The organism is Thermoplasmata archaeon, assembly GCA_035632695.1.
Classification (GTDB): Archaea; Thermoplasmatota; Thermoplasmata; order RBG-16-68-12; family RBG-16-68-12; genus RBG-16-68-12.
Genome location: DASQGG010000144.1, coordinates 1 through 13,978, shown reverse-complemented (window position 1 = coordinate 13,978; position 13,978 = coordinate 1). Strand labels below are relative to the sequence as shown.

Below are 13,978 nucleotides of genomic sequence, written 5' to 3'. Positions count from 1 at the left end.
GAATCGTTCGCCTTCGCCGACTACCTCCAGGCGTTCCGGAACCGCGAGCTCTGGAAGCTGGGGGCGGTGTTCGCCTGCAGCTACGCGGCGTACATCTTCTACTCGAGCTGGTCCCCGACCTTCCTCGGGAAGAACGGCGTGCACGACGCGGTGGTCCTCGGGCTCATCTCCTCGGCGATCCCGGCTGCCGGGATCCTCTCCCGGCCCGTCGGGGGCTTCCTCGCGGAAGGCCGGTTCTCGCGGGACAAGCGCAGGGTGCCGCTCGCCGCGTTCGGCATCCTCGCCGCGACGAGCGCGGCCGCGCCCTTCCTCGGCCTCGGGGCCATCCCGCTCCTCATCGCGGGAGGCCTCCTGGCCCAGATGCCCTTCACGGTGTACTACCTGTTCTCCGCGCAGATCCTCCCGACGCGGTTCGCGGGGATGGCGTACGCGTTCATGAACACGATCAGCCTGATCGGCGGCGCGATCTCGCCCGGGGTCGCGGGGCTGCTCCTGGACGTTTCCGGCAGCTACGTCGCGCCGTTCGCGATGATCTCCCTCTCCGCGTTGATCGGCTTGGGGCTCGTCCTCGCCACGCGCGAGCGCTGAGCACGAGGGAACGCGCGCGGGAAGGGAAGACGCTCGGGTGGGGATTCGAACCCCAGACAGCCGGCTCTCTCCCGCCCGTTTCGGTGGAACGATAGGAGGCCGGAGCCCTATCCATGCTAGGCGACCCGAGCCGGGGTCGCTGAAGGTTCCGCGGCGCATAAATCCTCCTGCGCTGCGGAGTGATCCTTCAGGCGGCCACCCGTTGTATCGCTCTACGTTTGATTCCCGGCCCGGTGAGGCGCCCGGCCGGCGGTGAGGGTCATCGCGGCTCCGACGATGAGCAGCCCGCCCACGATGAGCGTCGCGAAGCCGCGCGTCGCATCGAGCGGTGCGAAGCAGCCGTTCGGGGAAGGGAGGCCACACCAGAAGGCGAGGTTGCCCCCGATCAGGAACACCGGAATGGACACGACGATGAGCACCGCAGCCCAGGCTCGAGGGTGCTTCACGAACGCCGAAGCGCGCCCTGAAGGTTAAGGCTTCCGTGCCGGCGCGCATTTATGGCCCGGCAGCCGTTTCAGGTCCTGCGGGTCCGGCCATGGACGCCACGCCCACAGGGGGGATCGCGAGGCCGCGCCGCGGGGTGTTGCCCAGAGACCGTTGGGGCCGATGGGCCTTCGGCCTTCTCGCGGTGTGTGCGATGGCCGCGGTGCTCAGCCCGTTCTTCCCCTGGTGGGAATTTAGGTCCTACGACTTCATGGGTTCGGAAAGCACCGTCTACTGGAACGGGCAGTGGTGCTGGCCCGACGGCGGACCGGGGCATTGTTACCCGTACGCAGGGCCCACTCTGGGGCCACCTCCCCCTGCAGGTCTGGCCGAGAGCATGCTCCTCCTCGAAGTTCTTCAAATCGCCACTACGATAGCGTTCGTCTTGGCCGCCGCGACGTTCGCCTTTCCGCAGATCCGGGCGCGGGCCGTTCGCATCCCGGGCGCGGCCGCGTTCCTCGGGATGGTCCTCGCTTGGGCGGCTGTCGTGATCGCATGGTTCGAGCTGCCTGGGACGACCGAAGGGTTGCCCGTCTTCCCTGGTCATGCAAGTTTCACGGGCTTCTACGGGTCGTCCGGCAGCTTCTCCAGCTCGGGTTACGCATGGGGTGCGGGGAACGCGTGGCTCCTCCTGCTCCTGGCCGCAGGGACCGCGATTCTCGCGCTCGACGCGCTGCTCGCGTTCGTCCGGAACGCGAGCCGATCACGGATCAGCAGGTCTTGAAGGCAGGGAAGGAAAACAAAAGGGGAAAGGAGCGTTCAGCGACGACGCCGGTTTATCGGCTGACGCCGAGGCTCCACAGGCTACCCGCGAGCAGGAGCAGGCCGAGCAAGAGCCCCGCCGTACCGCTCACGAGGACAACCATGGCCAGACCCGAGATCATCGCGACGATGGCCCCGTTCTGGACGTTCTGCTTCGACACCGCGTAGCCGATCAAGCCGACGATCCCGAACAGCACGAGGCACGCCTCGGCTGGCAGGACCGCGACTGGTGCGCCGGCCTTCGCAACGTCGAAGGCGTAGGTCAGCACGCCGACGAGCACCGCGAGGACGCCCGCGAGCACCTCAGGGACGAGGTACGTGGGCATCTTGGTGAGCTCACGCCAGGTGTGCGTGAGGCCCGTCGCCGTGGACCCGGTTTGGGTCGCGTCCATGTGTGGATTCACCTCCCGGCTCCGCGCCATCGTCCGGAGGGAAATCGTTTGTGGAACGGTCTTCGAACGAGGCTTGAAGCTCTTGTCCCGCGGCCGTTGACAGAACCGTTATATGGGGAGACAGCGGACAAGAGTGTGGTCCGTTGACGTCCACACCTGAGGATTCGTGTCTACGGGCGTTCGCTTGCTAGGCAGATCGCGCTGGTGCGGCGTCCCCGTCAGAGTTCCTCGGGGGCTTTCTCTTCCGGCGGAAGCTCCTCCTCGGACCGCTTGGGCTCCGCCGGCTTCTTGGGTTGGCGGGCCTTCTTCGGGGCGGGCTTGGGCTTCGCTTCGGCTTTCGGCTCCTCCGCCTTGGCTTCCGCGGGCTTTTCCTCCTTGGGCGCCTCGACCTTCTTCTCGTACTCCTCGACGAACCGCATGACGTGGAGGTCCGTGAGTTCCCGTAGGTCGGCGAAGACGCGGAACTTGGAGACGAACCACTTCTCGTCCGTCTTGCACAGATCGGGCACCTTCACTTCGAGGACATCGTCCGTGAGCTGGATCTTGAACTGCTCCGCGAGTCCGTAGTCCATCTCGAGGATCGCGCGGATCCGATCCTCCGGGGTCGTGGCCTTCTTTGTGATCTTGAAGACGTACTTGACGGTCTTCCCGGCGAGTGGATTGTTGAAGTCGACTCGGACTCGGCCCGCGGCGAGGGACGTGATCGTGCCTCTCCGCCCGCCGATGGACACCTCGAGGCCGAGCTCGGGCGTGATCTCCTGCCGCAAGAATTCGCGCTCCGTCTTGAGCTCGACCAGCCGCGCGTCACGCGCGCCCGCGGCCTTCTCCGCGGGGATGACAACCTCCTTGGAATCACCGAGGTTCGAACCCAGGAGCGCGTCCTCGAGCCCCGCGAACAGGCGTCCCTTGCCTACGACGACGGCCTGCTCGGCGTAGACCTTCTTCTCCTCGAACTTGTTCTCCTTCTTCGCGACCTCCTCGTGGGTCGTGTCGAAGAGGGACTGCGTCCCGTTGGGGTTCACCGTGTAGGCGTCGTACTCGAGCCATACGATGTCACCCTTCCCAATCGTGTCGGAGGCCACGCGCTCACCGCTCGGAGAGGTTTCGGAAGGGGCGCCTTCCCTTAAAGGTTGCGGAATGGAGGCGAACGGAGGCTCACTTGTTCATTCCGATGGCGACCGAGATGCGCTTGTACCGGTTGCGGATTGTGACCTCGGTCACTCCGGCGACCTCGGCGACCTCCTTCTGCGTGCACGGCTTGCTGCAGAGGATCGCGGAGATGTAGATCGTCGCGGCGGCGACACCGCTCGGCGCCACGCCGGAGGCGAGCTCGTCCTTCTCCACCTTGTCGAGGATCTCCTTCGCCTTCCGCTGGACCTCCATGTCCAGGTCGAGTCGATTGCAGAAGCGCGCGATGTAGTCCCGCGGGCTCTGCGGAAGGAGCTTCAGGCCCAGCTCGCGCACGAGCGTACGGTACGTGCGGCCGATGGACTTGCGATCCACGCTCGACTTGCCCGCAATCTCATCCAGGGTCCGCGGCACACCGCACTGCCGGCAGGAGGCGTACAGGGTCGCGGCCACGACCTCGTCAATGGACCGTCCCCGCACCAGGTTCTTCGTGCTCGCCTTGCGGTAGAGGACCGCGGCCGACTCGCGGACGTGTCTCGGGAGCCCCATCTTCGAGGCCATCGTGTTGATCTCGGTCAGCCCCTGCGCGAGGGAGCGCTCACCGCTCTTCGACGTCCGGATGCGGTGCTGCCACTTCCGCAAGCGATAGATCTGGGCGCGGCTCTTGTGGGGGATCTGGCGTCCGTAGGCGTCCTTGTTCCTCCACCCGATGGACGTGGACAGGCCCTTGTCGTGGGCCATGATCGTGCTCGGAGGCCCGGCCCGTTCACGGGACTCCCGCTGCTCGGAGTCGAACGCCCGCCACTCCGGGCCTTCATCGATGATCATGTCGTCGAGGACGAGACCGCAGTCCTCGCACACGATCTCCGCGCGCTCGTAGTCCCGCACCAGATGGTCGCCCCGGCATTCAGGGCACTGGGTCGTAACCTCTACCTCTCGCACCCTATCAGGTCCTCCCCCGACCGCAAGAATGGAGGCCCAACGAGACAGGCTCTATATAGGCCTTTCTGCGAATCGTCATCCTGACGCCGCAATCCGACGACCGGCACCGAGTCCCATCAGGTTACCGGGTCGTTACCACTAGGGCCGGAGTTCGAGGAACTCCCCGTTCCGCAGCATGCGCCATCGCCCCGGCAGGGCGGGGAGAACCTCGGAGCACACGACCCGCATGTCGTCCGCCGCGGTCTCGTGGAGCGTGTAGTACGGCACGCAGGTGCGCGCGTCGCGGTGGGCGATCACGCGGTCGCCCTCGATCATGATGAACGTGTACGACTCGACCTTCCTCGGGTATTCCGCGTCCAAGGACTCCTTGGCCTTGGCCACGGCCTGTTTGACCTCCGCGAGCGGACGAATGTCCGGGCCGAAGCCATCCAGGAACCGCTCGAAGATCACCTGGCTGTCGATCTTGCCGTCTTGCAGACGGAGGCCGTCGATCTCGCCGTTGTGGGCGAAGAAGATCGGATGGTGATCGACCTCGCGACGGAAGGGGTGGCTGTACTCCTCCTTCACGGTATCCTTGAAGGACGCCCAGCGCACGTGGGCCAGGAGCAGGAGGGGCGGGCTGCAGGTCCGGGCCATCCGCCGCACCGCATCCTCGTACCTTGGATCGGCAGTCGCCTTGAGGGCGCCTCGCGCGTAGAACTCCCCCTCCGCCCCGACGCACGCGATGCCCCAACCGTCCGGATGACCTGTCTTGGGATTTGGCTCGGGGCACCCGAAGTCTCGGAAGCCCTTGCCCGTGTCCGCGAGCTGGCGGAACGACATCAGGATCTCCGGCGGGATCGGCTTCCGACTCACGACCGCGAGGAGGCGGCACATGTCAGCCCAGCTTGTAGCCGATCTTGCGGAGGAACTCGCGTCGCTCCTTCCGGTCCTGCTCGCCCTCGATCCCCTTCGCCCGCTCGCCATCGACGACCCCGAGCACGCCGCGGCCTCGGGCGTTCTTCGCGACAACCACGTCGATCGGGTTCGACGTGGCCGCATACAGGTTCACGACCTCGGGGACCTCCCGGAGCGAGCGGAGCAGGTTGAGCGGATAGGCCTCCTTGACGACCACGATAAAGAAGTGCCCGGCGCCCACGGCCAGGGCGTTCTTCGCGGCGAGCTCCTTGAGCGCGACGTCGTTGCCCTCCACGCGGACGAGGCAGGGGCCGCTCGCCTCGCAGAAGGCGACCCCGAACTTGATGCCGGGAACCGCGTTCACGAGCGCCTCGTGGACGTCCTCCGCGGTCTTGATGAAATGGGTCTGCCCCAGGATGACGTTCAGGCCCTCCGGGTTCTCGATCGGGACAAGCTCCGTCTCCACGGACATCGGGCATGTATCCGGAGGCGACGATAAAAGCCCTTCCGGTGCGGCGGGCCGTGGAGGCACGCTACATGCAGGAAGCAGGCTGAGGCAGTCCTCGCTCGTTCCAGGACCCATGTCCCGGTGCCGCGGTCTCTGGTCCGTGCTCAGCGATGTGGACGACCCCCTCCTCCGACAGGATCTGGCCCTCCTCGCCACGGCCCTCCAGGTCCGCTTCCCCGACCACGGGGCCCGGGAACGGTCCGTCTTGGAATACATGGCGATCCGGTTCCAGTGGCCCGCCACCCGAACGCGTCGGCGGCTTCAGTCCCTCGTCGATCTCGGCGTGCTGCGTTGCTCCCGCGACCTGGCCGACAACTGGTCTCGCGTGTTCGAGGTGCTCGACCGCCCGCACGTCCCTGCGGAGCTCGCGCTCGAGATGGGCGCGTGACGCCCTACGGACCTGCTCGTTCGGTCGCCTTCCGCACGCGCTCGACGAACCCGCCCACCCGGAGGGGAGCCTGCGCGATCATGAAGAAATCCGCGGCACCTACCACGAACAGCTCCGGAGGCAAGCGGGCGAAGGATCGATGGCGGACCGCGGCGATCGCCGCGCCCAGGTGAAGCTCGAACGGGTAGCCCAGGGAGCGGCCGCTCGCCGTGAGCCGGCGCACCGCGCTGCCGGGCCGGGTGACGAGCTCCTCGTACAGGGACGACTGGGTGGGTTGGACGAACGCGTACGTGACCGCCTCCGGGGGCGATCGGACGCCGAGCTCCGCGCGCGGGGCCAAGGCGAACCCGTAGGCGAAGCCCGCGGACGCGGACCCCCGCACCCGGGAAAAGCGATATCCCTCGAAGCGGGCGGTTGAGATCTTTCGCCGACGGTAGTCCTGCATGGGCCAGCGCAGGGGTCGCTGGATCCGTTCGAACGTGCCGCGGATCTCTTCCGTGTAGTCTCGTCCCACGGCCGGCGCGTATCCCGGCGTCCGTATAAGTCCTCCGCGTCCCCGCGGGCTCCGGTCGGCCCGACTCGCGAGAACCCCTAAGTAGTCCCTCGCCTTGCCGAGGCGCGTCGGAGCGGGGTTGGACCGTGACGGAGCTTATCGAGACGTGCCGAGGGCAGCGGCTGGGGGCCTTCGCGGATCGGATGTTCGCGCCGACGGAAACGTCGGAGCAGTGGGCGCGCGAGCGCACGTTCCTGGTGCAGCACCTCCGCCTCGACGTCACGGTCGACGACGAGGCGAGGACCGTTTCGGGCACCGCGACCCACCGCCTCGTCCCCATCAACGACGGGCTCAAGGAGGTCGTCCTCGACCAGGATTCCCTGGACATCCGGGGCGTCAAGGACGCGGACGGCAAGGCTCTCGAGTTCGAGGCGGTCGGGCAGCAGCTCATCATCCATCTGCCGAGGGTCCGGAAGGCGGGCGATCCGTTCGAGGTGCGCGTGCGGTACGCGGCGTCGCCCAAGAAGGGTTTGTTCTTCACCGGTCCCGACAAGGGCTACCCGAAGAAGCCGAGGATCGTCTGGACCCAGGGGGAGGAGATGGACAACCGCGCCTGGTACCCGTCGTACGACTACCCGAACCAGAAGTTCACCACGGAGATCGTGGTCACGGTCCGGGACCGCTACCGGGCGATCGCGAACGGCCGCCTGGTCTCCGAGAAGCACGACGAGAAGAAGGGGACGCGGACGTTCCACTGGCTCCAGGACAAGCCCCATCCGAACTACCTGGTCGCCCTCGTCGTGGGGGAGTGGGACACGAAGGAGTGGGACGCGGACGGGGTGCCCGTCCAGGCGTACGTGCCCAAAGGCATGGGGAAGGCCATCGACCTGTGCTTCTCTCGCGTGCCCGAGATGGTCAAGTTCTTCGGTCGCGTCACGGGCCTGAAGTACCCGTGGGACAAGTACGCCCAGGCTTGCGTGCCCGATTTCACGTTCGGCGGCATGGAGAACACCTCACTGACGATCCTCCACGAGTACTGCCTGACGGACGAGCACGCGTACCCCGACTACTCCTCGGACGGGCTCCTGAGCCACGAGCTGGCGCACCAGTGGTTCGGGGACTGGCTCACGTGCAAGAGCTGGGGCCACCTCTGGCTCAACGAGTCCTTCGCGGACTACTTCGAGTGCCTGTGGTGGGAAGACCACTACGGGAAGGACGACTTCCTCGTCCACCTCGAGGAGACCCGGGAGGGCTACTACGAGGAGGCGGAGAAGGAGTACAAGCGCGCCATCGTCACGCACAAGTTCGTCGACGCGGAGGACATGCTGGACGGGCACACGTACAACAAGGGCTGCGGCGTGCTCCACATGCTCCGGACGGTCCTCGGGGACGACCTGTGGTGGAAGGGCATTCGAAACTACGTGGCCCAGCACGGCCGGCAGAACGTGGAGACCACGGACTTCCGCGTCGCCCTTGAGGAGGCCACGGGGAAGAGCCTCGCCTGGTTCTTCGAGGAATGGCTTCTGAAGCCCGGCCACCCGGAGTTCGAGGTGGCCTGGTCCTACGACGAGGCCGCGAAGCAGGTTGAGGTCAAGGTGAAGCAGACCCAGGAGACCAAGGACGGCGTCCCCATCTTCCAGATGCCCATCGAGATCGAGTTCGCGACGGACGACCGGGTGTGGCGTGAGACCGTGCAGATCGACAAGACGGAGAACCTCTTTCGGATCGGGAGCCCGCGCCGCCCGAAGAGCGTGGTCTTCGACCCCGATGGGGCGCTCCTGAAGAAGCTGACCTTCAAGAAGGAGAAGGCGGAACTCCTGTGGCAGCTCGCCCATGCGCACGGCGTCTGGGCGCGCATGGAGGCGTGCGAGGGGCTCGGTCGGTTCGTGGGAGATGGCGAGGCAGTGGCCGCTCTGGAGAAGGCCCTCACGAAGGACAAGTTCTGGGGCGTCCGGCGCGCCGCGGCACTCGGCCTCGGCGAGGTCGGCACCGAGGCCGCGCGGGATGTCTTGCTCGGCTCCCTGAAGGGCCAGGACAGCCGCGTGCGTCGCGGCATCTACCGCGCGCTCGGCAAGTTTCGCAAGGACGACGTCGCGTTCAAGGCCCTATCCCAGGCCTACCTGGAGGACGGGATCTACCTTCCCATGGCAACCGCTGCGCTCGCGATGGCGGAAACCCGCCACGACGGCGCGTTCGACGCGATCGTGAACGGGATGGACCGTCCCTCCCAGGCAGAGTGGATCTCTCGGAGTGCATCCAACGCGATCGCGGACCTGCGCCTGGAGAAAGGGATTCAGGCCCTCGTCGCCCGGACTGCGTACGGCCAGCCGGAGCTGCGTCGGTTCGGGGCAGGATCGGCCCTGGGCAAGCTGGGGTACTACCACGAGCGGCGCCGCGATGAGATTCTCGAGGAACTTGCGGCGTTGGCCCGGGACTCCAACTACCGCACGAAGCTCGGTGCGGTGGAGGGCATGGCCGCCCTCGGTTACAAGAAGGCGATCGGCGAGCTGGAGAAGATCCAGGACACATCGGTCCTCGGCAACCTACGCCGGAACGCGCGGCAGGCCGCCTCCGCCATCAAGGAGAAGCACGCGGAGAACGCGAAGCGGCTCGAGCAGCAGGATGAGCTGGACAAGCTCAAGGACGAGAACAAGGAGCTCAAGATCCGCGTGACCGGCCTCGAGGCGAAAATGGACGCCATGGCCAAGCGGAGACGGTAATCCGAGACTCGCCCCGCCGTGCGGCCACCCCTACGCGAAGCGGCCCGTAAACCTCTTCCCGCGCGTCGGCGTCAGGATGCCCCGTCCCTGACCATGTCCACCCCGGAACCCGCGTCGCCTCGAGGCGTCCCCGAGACCGCCGCCGCGATTCCCCAACGGCCCCCGGTGAGCCGGCGGCACAAGCTCCTCGTGATCCTTTTGGTCGCCCTCCTCTGCATCGCGTTCGCCGGCATGATTTGGGCGCTGATCTTCTGAGTCTCGGAAACCGCGCGGATATCCCACGAAGCCGCCGGTCGCGAAACCTTTTTCCCCCGCGGAAGCGTCGAGGCATCTTAGGATGGCCGAGATCCGCGTGAACCGGAAGGTCAAGGCCGGGCTCTACCCGCTCCTCGACGTGTTCCCAGAACTCGATCGATCCCCCGCCTTCCGGGAGCTGTTCTCGGACGGCCTCCGGGCCGAGGTCCTGCGGGACTGCAAGGTTGACGTAGTTCCCGAGGACGCCTACATGTACATCGACGACGGGCCTGGCAACGTGTGCGCCGGGCTGACGTACCTTCGGACGGGCGACGCGCGCGTCCTCTACCTGGACATCCTGCACGAGCTCACCCACATCCGCCAGTGGCACGCGGGCAGGGAGCTCTGGGACCGCCGGTACAGCTACGTGGACCGGCCCACAGAAGTCGAAGCGTACGAGGTGGCGGTCCAGGAGGCGCGCCGTCTCGGCATGTCCGACGGCGAGATCTCGGACTACCTCCGAGTGGAGTGGACGAGCCGCGAGGATCACGAGCGGCTCTGCAAGCGCCTCGGTGTCCGCCTCCCCGAGTCCCGCGCGTATTGAGGGGCAAAGGCCTCAAATGGCCGGCGGGCCTTCCGCCGAGGGATGTCCCGGATCGCGATCGATGACTTCGCGAAGGTCGAGATGCGCGTCGGCCGGATCGTCGAGGTCCAGGAATTCCCCGAGGCGCGCAAGCCCTCCTATCGCCTGACGGTGGACTTCGGCCCTCTCGGGCGCAGGAAGTCATCCGCCGCGGTGCAACCCTGGTACACGAAGGAGGAGCTGCTAGGACGCGCGATTATTGCGGTCACGAACTTCCCCCCCCGCCAAGTGGGGCCTTTCATGTCCGAGGTCCTTTGCCTCGGGGCCGTGGAATCGGACGGTCGTGTGATCCTGCTGCGACCCGATCGGGAGGGCGAGCTTGGCGCTCGGATTGCGTGACGGCCATCGCGAGTTCCTCGTCCGGAGCTGCGGCATCTTGATTCACGGGGACCGCGTCCTCTTCCAGGAGGGCGAGGACGGCCGCGGCGGGAAGCAGTACGCCCTCCCGGGAGGCCACCTGGAGTTCGGCGAGACGCTCGCGCTCTGCATGTCCCGCGAGGTGTACGAGGAGACGGGCTTGAACGTCGAAGCGGACAAGCTCGTGTACGTGCACGAGAACTTCTACACGCTGAAGGGCGTGGACACCCACGAGATCGGCTTCTACTTCCTCGTCGACCTGTCGTCCGAGTTCCCCGCCCCCGACGCGAACGGATACGTCCGGTCCCTGGAGTCCCACATCCGGATGCGGCTGCTCCCTCTCGCCAAGCTCCGCGGGTTCCCCGTGATGCCGCCGTTTCTCGCGGAATACCTGCCCCAGGACGCCCGCGAGCTGTTCGTGCATCCTACGCGCCACCTGATCGAGCAACGGGCGTGACCATGGTCATCGCGATCCGCCGCCTACGGATGAGCGACTACGCCGCAATCATCGAAGTCCTTCGGGTCTGCCACCTGAACCCGAGGGTGCGCGGCCGCGAAAGCCGGCGGAACCTTGCGAAGCAACTTCGGTCGAAACAGACCCTATACCTGGGCGCGTTCGACGGTCCGCAGCTCGTGGGGACCGTGTTCGGCACGCACGACACCCGGAAGGGCTGGATCAATCGTCTCGCGGTCCTGCCGGAGTACAGGCGTGCGGGCATCGCCGCGCGCCTGGTCCGTGAATGCGAACGGGGCCTTCGGAAGTACGGGCTCGAGATGTTCGCCGCCCTGATCGAGGCGGAAAACACGCCGTCTCGCTCCCTCTTCGCGAAGCTCGGCTACACCCCGTCGGACATCCTCTACTACCGGATCAAGGACCACGAGGACGTTTAAGGGATGACCTTGAGCTCCTTGCCGATGCGCTCGTACGCGGCAAGGGCGAAGTCCAGATCCTTCCGCGTCAGCCCGGCGTTCACAATGTTCCGGATTCGGGCCTTGTCCTTCGCGACCATGGGGAACACGATAGGCAGGGCGAAGACGCCCCCCTCGTAGAGCCGATCGGAGAACCGCTTGGCGACGGCGGACTCCCCGAGCATCACGGGCGTGATGGGCGTCTCACTGTGGCCGATGTCGAAGCCCAGGGCGACAAGCTGCTTCTTGAAGTACCGCGTGTTCTTCCACAACCGCTCGACCCACTTCGGCTCCGACTCGAGCACGTCGATCGCCGCGATGCACGAGGCGATCGTTGCGGGCGGATGGGAGGCGCTTAGGAGCCAGGTGCGCGACTTGTTCAAGGCGAACAGTCGGAGGTCATTCGATCCCGCTGCGTATCCACCGACGACGCCGAGCGCCTTCGAGAAGGTGCCCATCTCCACGTGGACCCGGTCCTCCACGTGGAAGTGGTTTGCCACGCCGCGGCCCCCCTCGCCCAGGACGCCCTCCCCGTGGCTGTCGTCGATGTAGACCATGGCCCCGTAGGGTTCGGCCACCTTGACGATCTCGTCCACGGGCGCGATGTCCCCATCCATGGAGAACACGCCGTCCGAAATGACGAGGATCCGGCGAGCGGCCTTGTCCGCCTCCTGCAGGCATTTCTCCAACTCGTCCATGTCGCGGTGCTTGTAGATGAGCCGCTGGGCCTTCGTGAGGCGGCATCCGTCGATGATGCTCCCGTGGTTGAGTTCGTCCGTGATGATCGTGTCGCCTTCGCCCGCGAGCTGGGGAATCAGGCCTGCATTGGTCGCGAACCCGCTCATGTAGAAGAGCGCGGCCTCGCGATGCTTGAACCGGGCGATGCGGCGCTCGAGCTCCTCGTGGAGGTCCATGGTCCCCGCGATGGGCCGCACGGATCCACTCCCCGCGCCGTACTCCCGCGCGGCTTGGACCGCTGCCCGCTTCAGCTTCGGGTGGTTGGAGAGGCTCAGGTAGTTGTTCGAGCAGAGCATGATGACTTCCTTGCCGCCCACGTTGCTGTGCGGCGCGGACGGTCCCTTCAGGGTGCGGATCTTCCAATCCAGGGACTGCGCCACCAGGGCCTCGTACTCCTGCCGCAGGAATCCGGTCGGGTCTCTCCGCATGGTTACTCCTCCACCGTGAAGACGACCTTGCCGCACTGCCTCGAGCGGACGACCTCAAGCGCCTGCTCGTACTCGTCGAGCGGGAAGCGATGCGTGACCAGGGGCTTGAGGTTCACGTGCTGGGACTTGAGGATCCCGCCCATCTGGTACCACGTCTGGAACATCCGCCGTCCCGTAATCCCGTACAGGGTGACGCCCCGCATGATCACGTCGTCACTGAGGTTCAGGGTCACCGAGTTCGAATAGAGGCCGAGAAGGTGCACTCCCCCTCCGGGGCGCACCACCTTCAGGGCCTGCTGCAGCGCGGGAGGGGCGCCGCTGAACTCGAGTACATCGTTGACCCCGTCGCCGCCTGTCAGCTCGAGGATCCGGTCGACCGTGGTCGCGTCCGACTCCAGCACGACGTCGGCACCGAGCTTCCGGGCGAGCTCCTTGCGGTACTCGTTCCGGTACTCAACGGCGATCACCTGGGCGGGTGACAGCGCCTTGGACAGGGCAACCGCCATGAGTCCGATGGGCCCGAGGCCGAAGATCGCGATGGACTTCCCGGGGACGTTCGCGTTCATGACCACCTGGGTCGCGTTTCCCAAGGGATCCTGAATCGTCGCCACCTCCAGAGGCAGCTCGGGATCGTTCTTGATCAGGTTGGTGGCGGGGACCGCCACGTAGTCGGCGAACGCGCCGTCCCGGTCGATTCCCAGGATCCGCAGGTTGCGGCAGACGTGGGCTTGGCCCGTGCGGCACTCGTAGCACCGGCCGCAGGCGATGTGTCCCTCGAAGCTGACGTAGTCCCCCTTGGCCACGGAGGTGACCTCGTCGCCCACGCGCTCGACGACTCCCGCCATCTCGTGCCCTTGAATCAAGGGGGGCCGGATCCGATGCTGGGACCACTCGTCCCAATCGTAGATATGGAGGTCCGTCCCGCAGATCGAGGCGATCTTCACACGGACCAGGGCCTCGGTGCGGGCGATCGCGGGCCGCGGGACGCGCTTGACCTCCGTCGCACCCGGAGCCGCTCGCACCTTCACCGCCGCCTTCATCGTGTCGGCCATGGTAACCCCTGGAGCCGCACCCGGGACGCGAAGAACGAGTATTTCAATCCTTTATCGGGTGGAGCTTCGTGGTCCGGTACCCGATGAGCACGAACAGGTACTCCTTCCTGCGGATTTCTGCATCGAGCGCCTCGTCCCCCGAATCCACCCGAAGGACGGGCGTGGCCGCAAGCTTCGCAGGCGTCGCGACCACGAGCAGATTCCGCGTGCCGATCCGCCGGACGACGGCGGGACTGAGCTGGAGGTTTCCGCGGCCCAGGACGAACCCCTGCGCGCCGATCGGGCTCACCACGAGCTTGACCTTCGGGTAGCGATC

The 13,978-nt window shown here is 66.4% G+C and carries 19 protein-coding genes and 1 tRNA gene; 9 read left to right on the top strand and 11 right to left on the bottom strand.

Annotated elements, in window-relative coordinates; all coding sequences use genetic code 11:
- On the top strand, nucleotides 1-588 hold a 588-nt coding region (locus VEY12_09310; protein HYM40319.1), incomplete at its 5' end, for an MFS transporter.
- Between the two features lie 30 nt (nucleotides 589-618).
- On the opposite strand, the gene VEY12_09305 is transcribed toward VEY12_09310, so the two are convergent.
- Nucleotides 619-719, bottom strand: a tRNA-Arg gene (locus VEY12_09305).
- Between the two features lie 81 nt (nucleotides 720-800).
- Entirely contained in the window at nucleotides 801-1,034 is a 234-nt protein-coding gene (locus VEY12_09300) for a hypothetical protein (protein ID HYM40318.1), read from the bottom strand.
- A 191-nt stretch (nucleotides 1,035-1,225) separates the two neighbouring features.
- Here VEY12_09300 and VEY12_09295 point away from each other — a divergent pair, with 191 nt between their 5' ends.
- On the top strand, nucleotides 1,226-1,795 hold the full coding sequence (locus tag VEY12_09295; GenBank protein ID HYM40317.1) for a hypothetical protein: 570 nt from the start codon (nucleotides 1,226-1,228) through the stop codon (nucleotides 1,793-1,795).
- Between the two features lie 52 nt (nucleotides 1,796-1,847).
- Here VEY12_09295 and VEY12_09290 read toward each other — a convergent pair whose 3' ends face one another.
- The 5 genes from VEY12_09290 to VEY12_09270 all read right to left on the bottom strand — a co-directional run bounded on the left by VEY12_09290 (nucleotide 1,848) and on the right by VEY12_09270 (nucleotide 5,658).
- Entirely contained in the window at nucleotides 1,848-2,225 is a 378-nt protein-coding gene (locus VEY12_09290) for a hypothetical protein (GenBank protein ID HYM40316.1), read from the bottom strand.
- A 218-nt stretch (nucleotides 2,226-2,443) separates the two neighbouring features.
- Complete coding sequence (locus VEY12_09285; GenBank protein ID HYM40315.1) at nucleotides 2,444-3,307, bottom strand: peptidylprolyl isomerase; 864 nt, start codon at nucleotides 3,305-3,307, stop codon at nucleotides 2,444-2,446.
- A 73-nt stretch (nucleotides 3,308-3,380) separates the two neighbouring features.
- Nucleotides 3,381-4,295: a transcription initiation factor IIB gene (locus tag VEY12_09280; GenBank protein HYM40314.1), complete on the bottom strand. Its 915-nt coding sequence runs from the start codon at nucleotides 4,293-4,295 to the stop codon at nucleotides 3,381-3,383.
- 138 nt (nucleotides 4,296-4,433) lie between these two features.
- Nucleotides 4,434-5,171 (bottom strand): class II glutamine amidotransferase, encoded by a 738-nt coding sequence (locus tag VEY12_09275; protein ID HYM40313.1) that lies wholly within the window; start codon nucleotides 5,169-5,171, stop codon nucleotides 4,434-4,436.
- A gap of 1 nt (nucleotide 5,172) precedes the next feature.
- A complete protein-coding gene (locus VEY12_09270) occupies nucleotides 5,173-5,658 on the bottom strand; it encodes an adenosine-specific kinase (GenBank protein ID HYM40312.1) in 486 nt (161 codons plus the stop codon).
- 115 nt (nucleotides 5,659-5,773) lie between these two features.
- On the opposite strand from VEY12_09270, the gene VEY12_09265 reads away from it, so the two are divergent.
- Complete coding sequence (locus VEY12_09265) at nucleotides 5,774-6,088, top strand: hypothetical protein (protein ID HYM40311.1); 315 nt, start codon at nucleotides 5,774-5,776, stop codon at nucleotides 6,086-6,088.
- Between the two features lie 4 nt (nucleotides 6,089-6,092).
- On the opposite strand, the gene VEY12_09260 is transcribed toward VEY12_09265, so the two are convergent.
- On the bottom strand, nucleotides 6,093-6,602 hold the full coding sequence (locus tag VEY12_09260) for a hypothetical protein (protein ID HYM40310.1): 510 nt from the start codon (nucleotides 6,600-6,602) through the stop codon (nucleotides 6,093-6,095).
- A gap of 125 nt (nucleotides 6,603-6,727) precedes the next feature.
- Between VEY12_09260 and VEY12_09255 the strand changes: the two genes are divergently transcribed.
- The 6 genes from VEY12_09255 to VEY12_09230 all read left to right on the top strand — a co-directional run bounded on the left by VEY12_09255 (nucleotide 6,728) and on the right by VEY12_09230 (nucleotide 11,426).
- The gene (locus VEY12_09255; GenBank protein ID HYM40309.1) at nucleotides 6,728-9,301 is read left to right on the top strand and encodes a M1 family aminopeptidase; all 2,574 of its coding nucleotides are present in this window, start codon (nucleotides 6,728-6,730) and stop codon (nucleotides 9,299-9,301) included.
- A gap of 93 nt (nucleotides 9,302-9,394) precedes the next feature.
- Complete coding sequence (locus tag VEY12_09250) at nucleotides 9,395-9,556, top strand: hypothetical protein (protein HYM40308.1); 162 nt, start codon at nucleotides 9,395-9,397, stop codon at nucleotides 9,554-9,556.
- A gap of 82 nt (nucleotides 9,557-9,638) precedes the next feature.
- The gene (locus VEY12_09245) at nucleotides 9,639-10,139 is read left to right on the top strand and encodes a hypothetical protein (protein ID HYM40307.1); all 501 of its coding nucleotides are present in this window, start codon (nucleotides 9,639-9,641) and stop codon (nucleotides 10,137-10,139) included.
- Nucleotides 10,140-10,181: 42 nt separating this feature from the next.
- A complete protein-coding gene (locus VEY12_09240; GenBank protein ID HYM40306.1) occupies nucleotides 10,182-10,517 on the top strand; it encodes a tRNA-binding protein in 336 nt (111 codons plus the stop codon).
- The gene (locus VEY12_09235; protein HYM40305.1) at nucleotides 10,498-10,992 is read left to right on the top strand and encodes an NUDIX domain-containing protein; all 495 of its coding nucleotides are present in this window, start codon (nucleotides 10,498-10,500) and stop codon (nucleotides 10,990-10,992) included. Before VEY12_09240 ends, VEY12_09235 begins: the two co-directional genes overlap by 20 nt.
- A gap of 2 nt (nucleotides 10,993-10,994) precedes the next feature.
- Nucleotides 10,995-11,426 (top strand): GNAT family N-acetyltransferase, encoded by a 432-nt coding sequence (locus tag VEY12_09230; GenBank protein ID HYM40304.1) that lies wholly within the window; start codon nucleotides 10,995-10,997, stop codon nucleotides 11,424-11,426.
- Here VEY12_09230 and VEY12_09225 read toward each other — a convergent pair.
- From VEY12_09225 to VEY12_09215, 3 genes are all read right to left on the bottom strand, one after another.
- Nucleotides 11,423-12,610, bottom strand: a complete 1,188-nt coding sequence (locus tag VEY12_09225) for a glycine C-acetyltransferase (GenBank protein HYM40303.1) — start codon at nucleotides 12,608-12,610, stop codon at nucleotides 11,423-11,425. The genes VEY12_09230 and VEY12_09225 overlap by 4 nt on opposite strands.
- Nucleotides 12,611-12,612: 2 nt before the next feature.
- Nucleotides 12,613-13,662, bottom strand: a complete 1,050-nt coding sequence (gene tdh / locus VEY12_09220; protein ID HYM40302.1) for an L-threonine 3-dehydrogenase — start codon at nucleotides 13,660-13,662, stop codon at nucleotides 12,613-12,615.
- 43 nt (nucleotides 13,663-13,705) lie between these two features.
- Nucleotides 13,706-13,978, bottom strand: a 273-nt coding sequence (locus VEY12_09215) for an ATP-NAD kinase (protein HYM40301.1), incomplete at its 5' end; no start/stop codon positions are given.

Coding starts and splice junctions, on each gene's coding strand:
- VEY12_09265 (HYM40311.1), top strand. CDS start 5,774: ATGTCCCGGTGCCGCGGTCTCTGGTCCGTGCTCAGCGATGTGGACGAC.
- VEY12_09225 (HYM40303.1), bottom strand. CDS start 12,610: ATGCGGAGAGACCCGACCGGATTCCTGCGGCAGGAGTACGAGGCCCTG.
- VEY12_09245 (HYM40307.1), top strand. CDS start 9,639: ATGGCCGAGATCCGCGTGAACCGGAAGGTCAAGGCCGGGCTCTACCCG.
- VEY12_09295 (HYM40317.1), top strand. CDS start 1,226: ATGGCCGCGGTGCTCAGCCCGTTCTTCCCCTGGTGGGAATTTAGGTCC.
- VEY12_09275 (HYM40313.1), bottom strand. CDS start 5,171: ATGTGCCGCCTCCTCGCGGTCGTGAGTCGGAAGCCGATCCCGCCGGAG.
- VEY12_09250 (HYM40308.1), top strand. CDS start 9,395: ATGTCCACCCCGGAACCCGCGTCGCCTCGAGGCGTCCCCGAGACCGCC.
- VEY12_09240 (HYM40306.1), top strand. CDS start 10,182: ATGTCCCGGATCGCGATCGATGACTTCGCGAAGGTCGAGATGCGCGTC.
- tdh (HYM40302.1), bottom strand. CDS start 13,662: ATGGCCGACACGATGAAGGCGGCGGTGAAGGTGCGAGCGGCTCCGGGT.
- VEY12_09290 (HYM40316.1), bottom strand. CDS start 2,225: ATGGACGCGACCCAAACCGGGTCCACGGCGACGGGCCTCACGCACACC.
- VEY12_09230 (HYM40304.1), top strand. CDS start 10,995: ATGGTCATCGCGATCCGCCGCCTACGGATGAGCGACTACGCCGCAATC.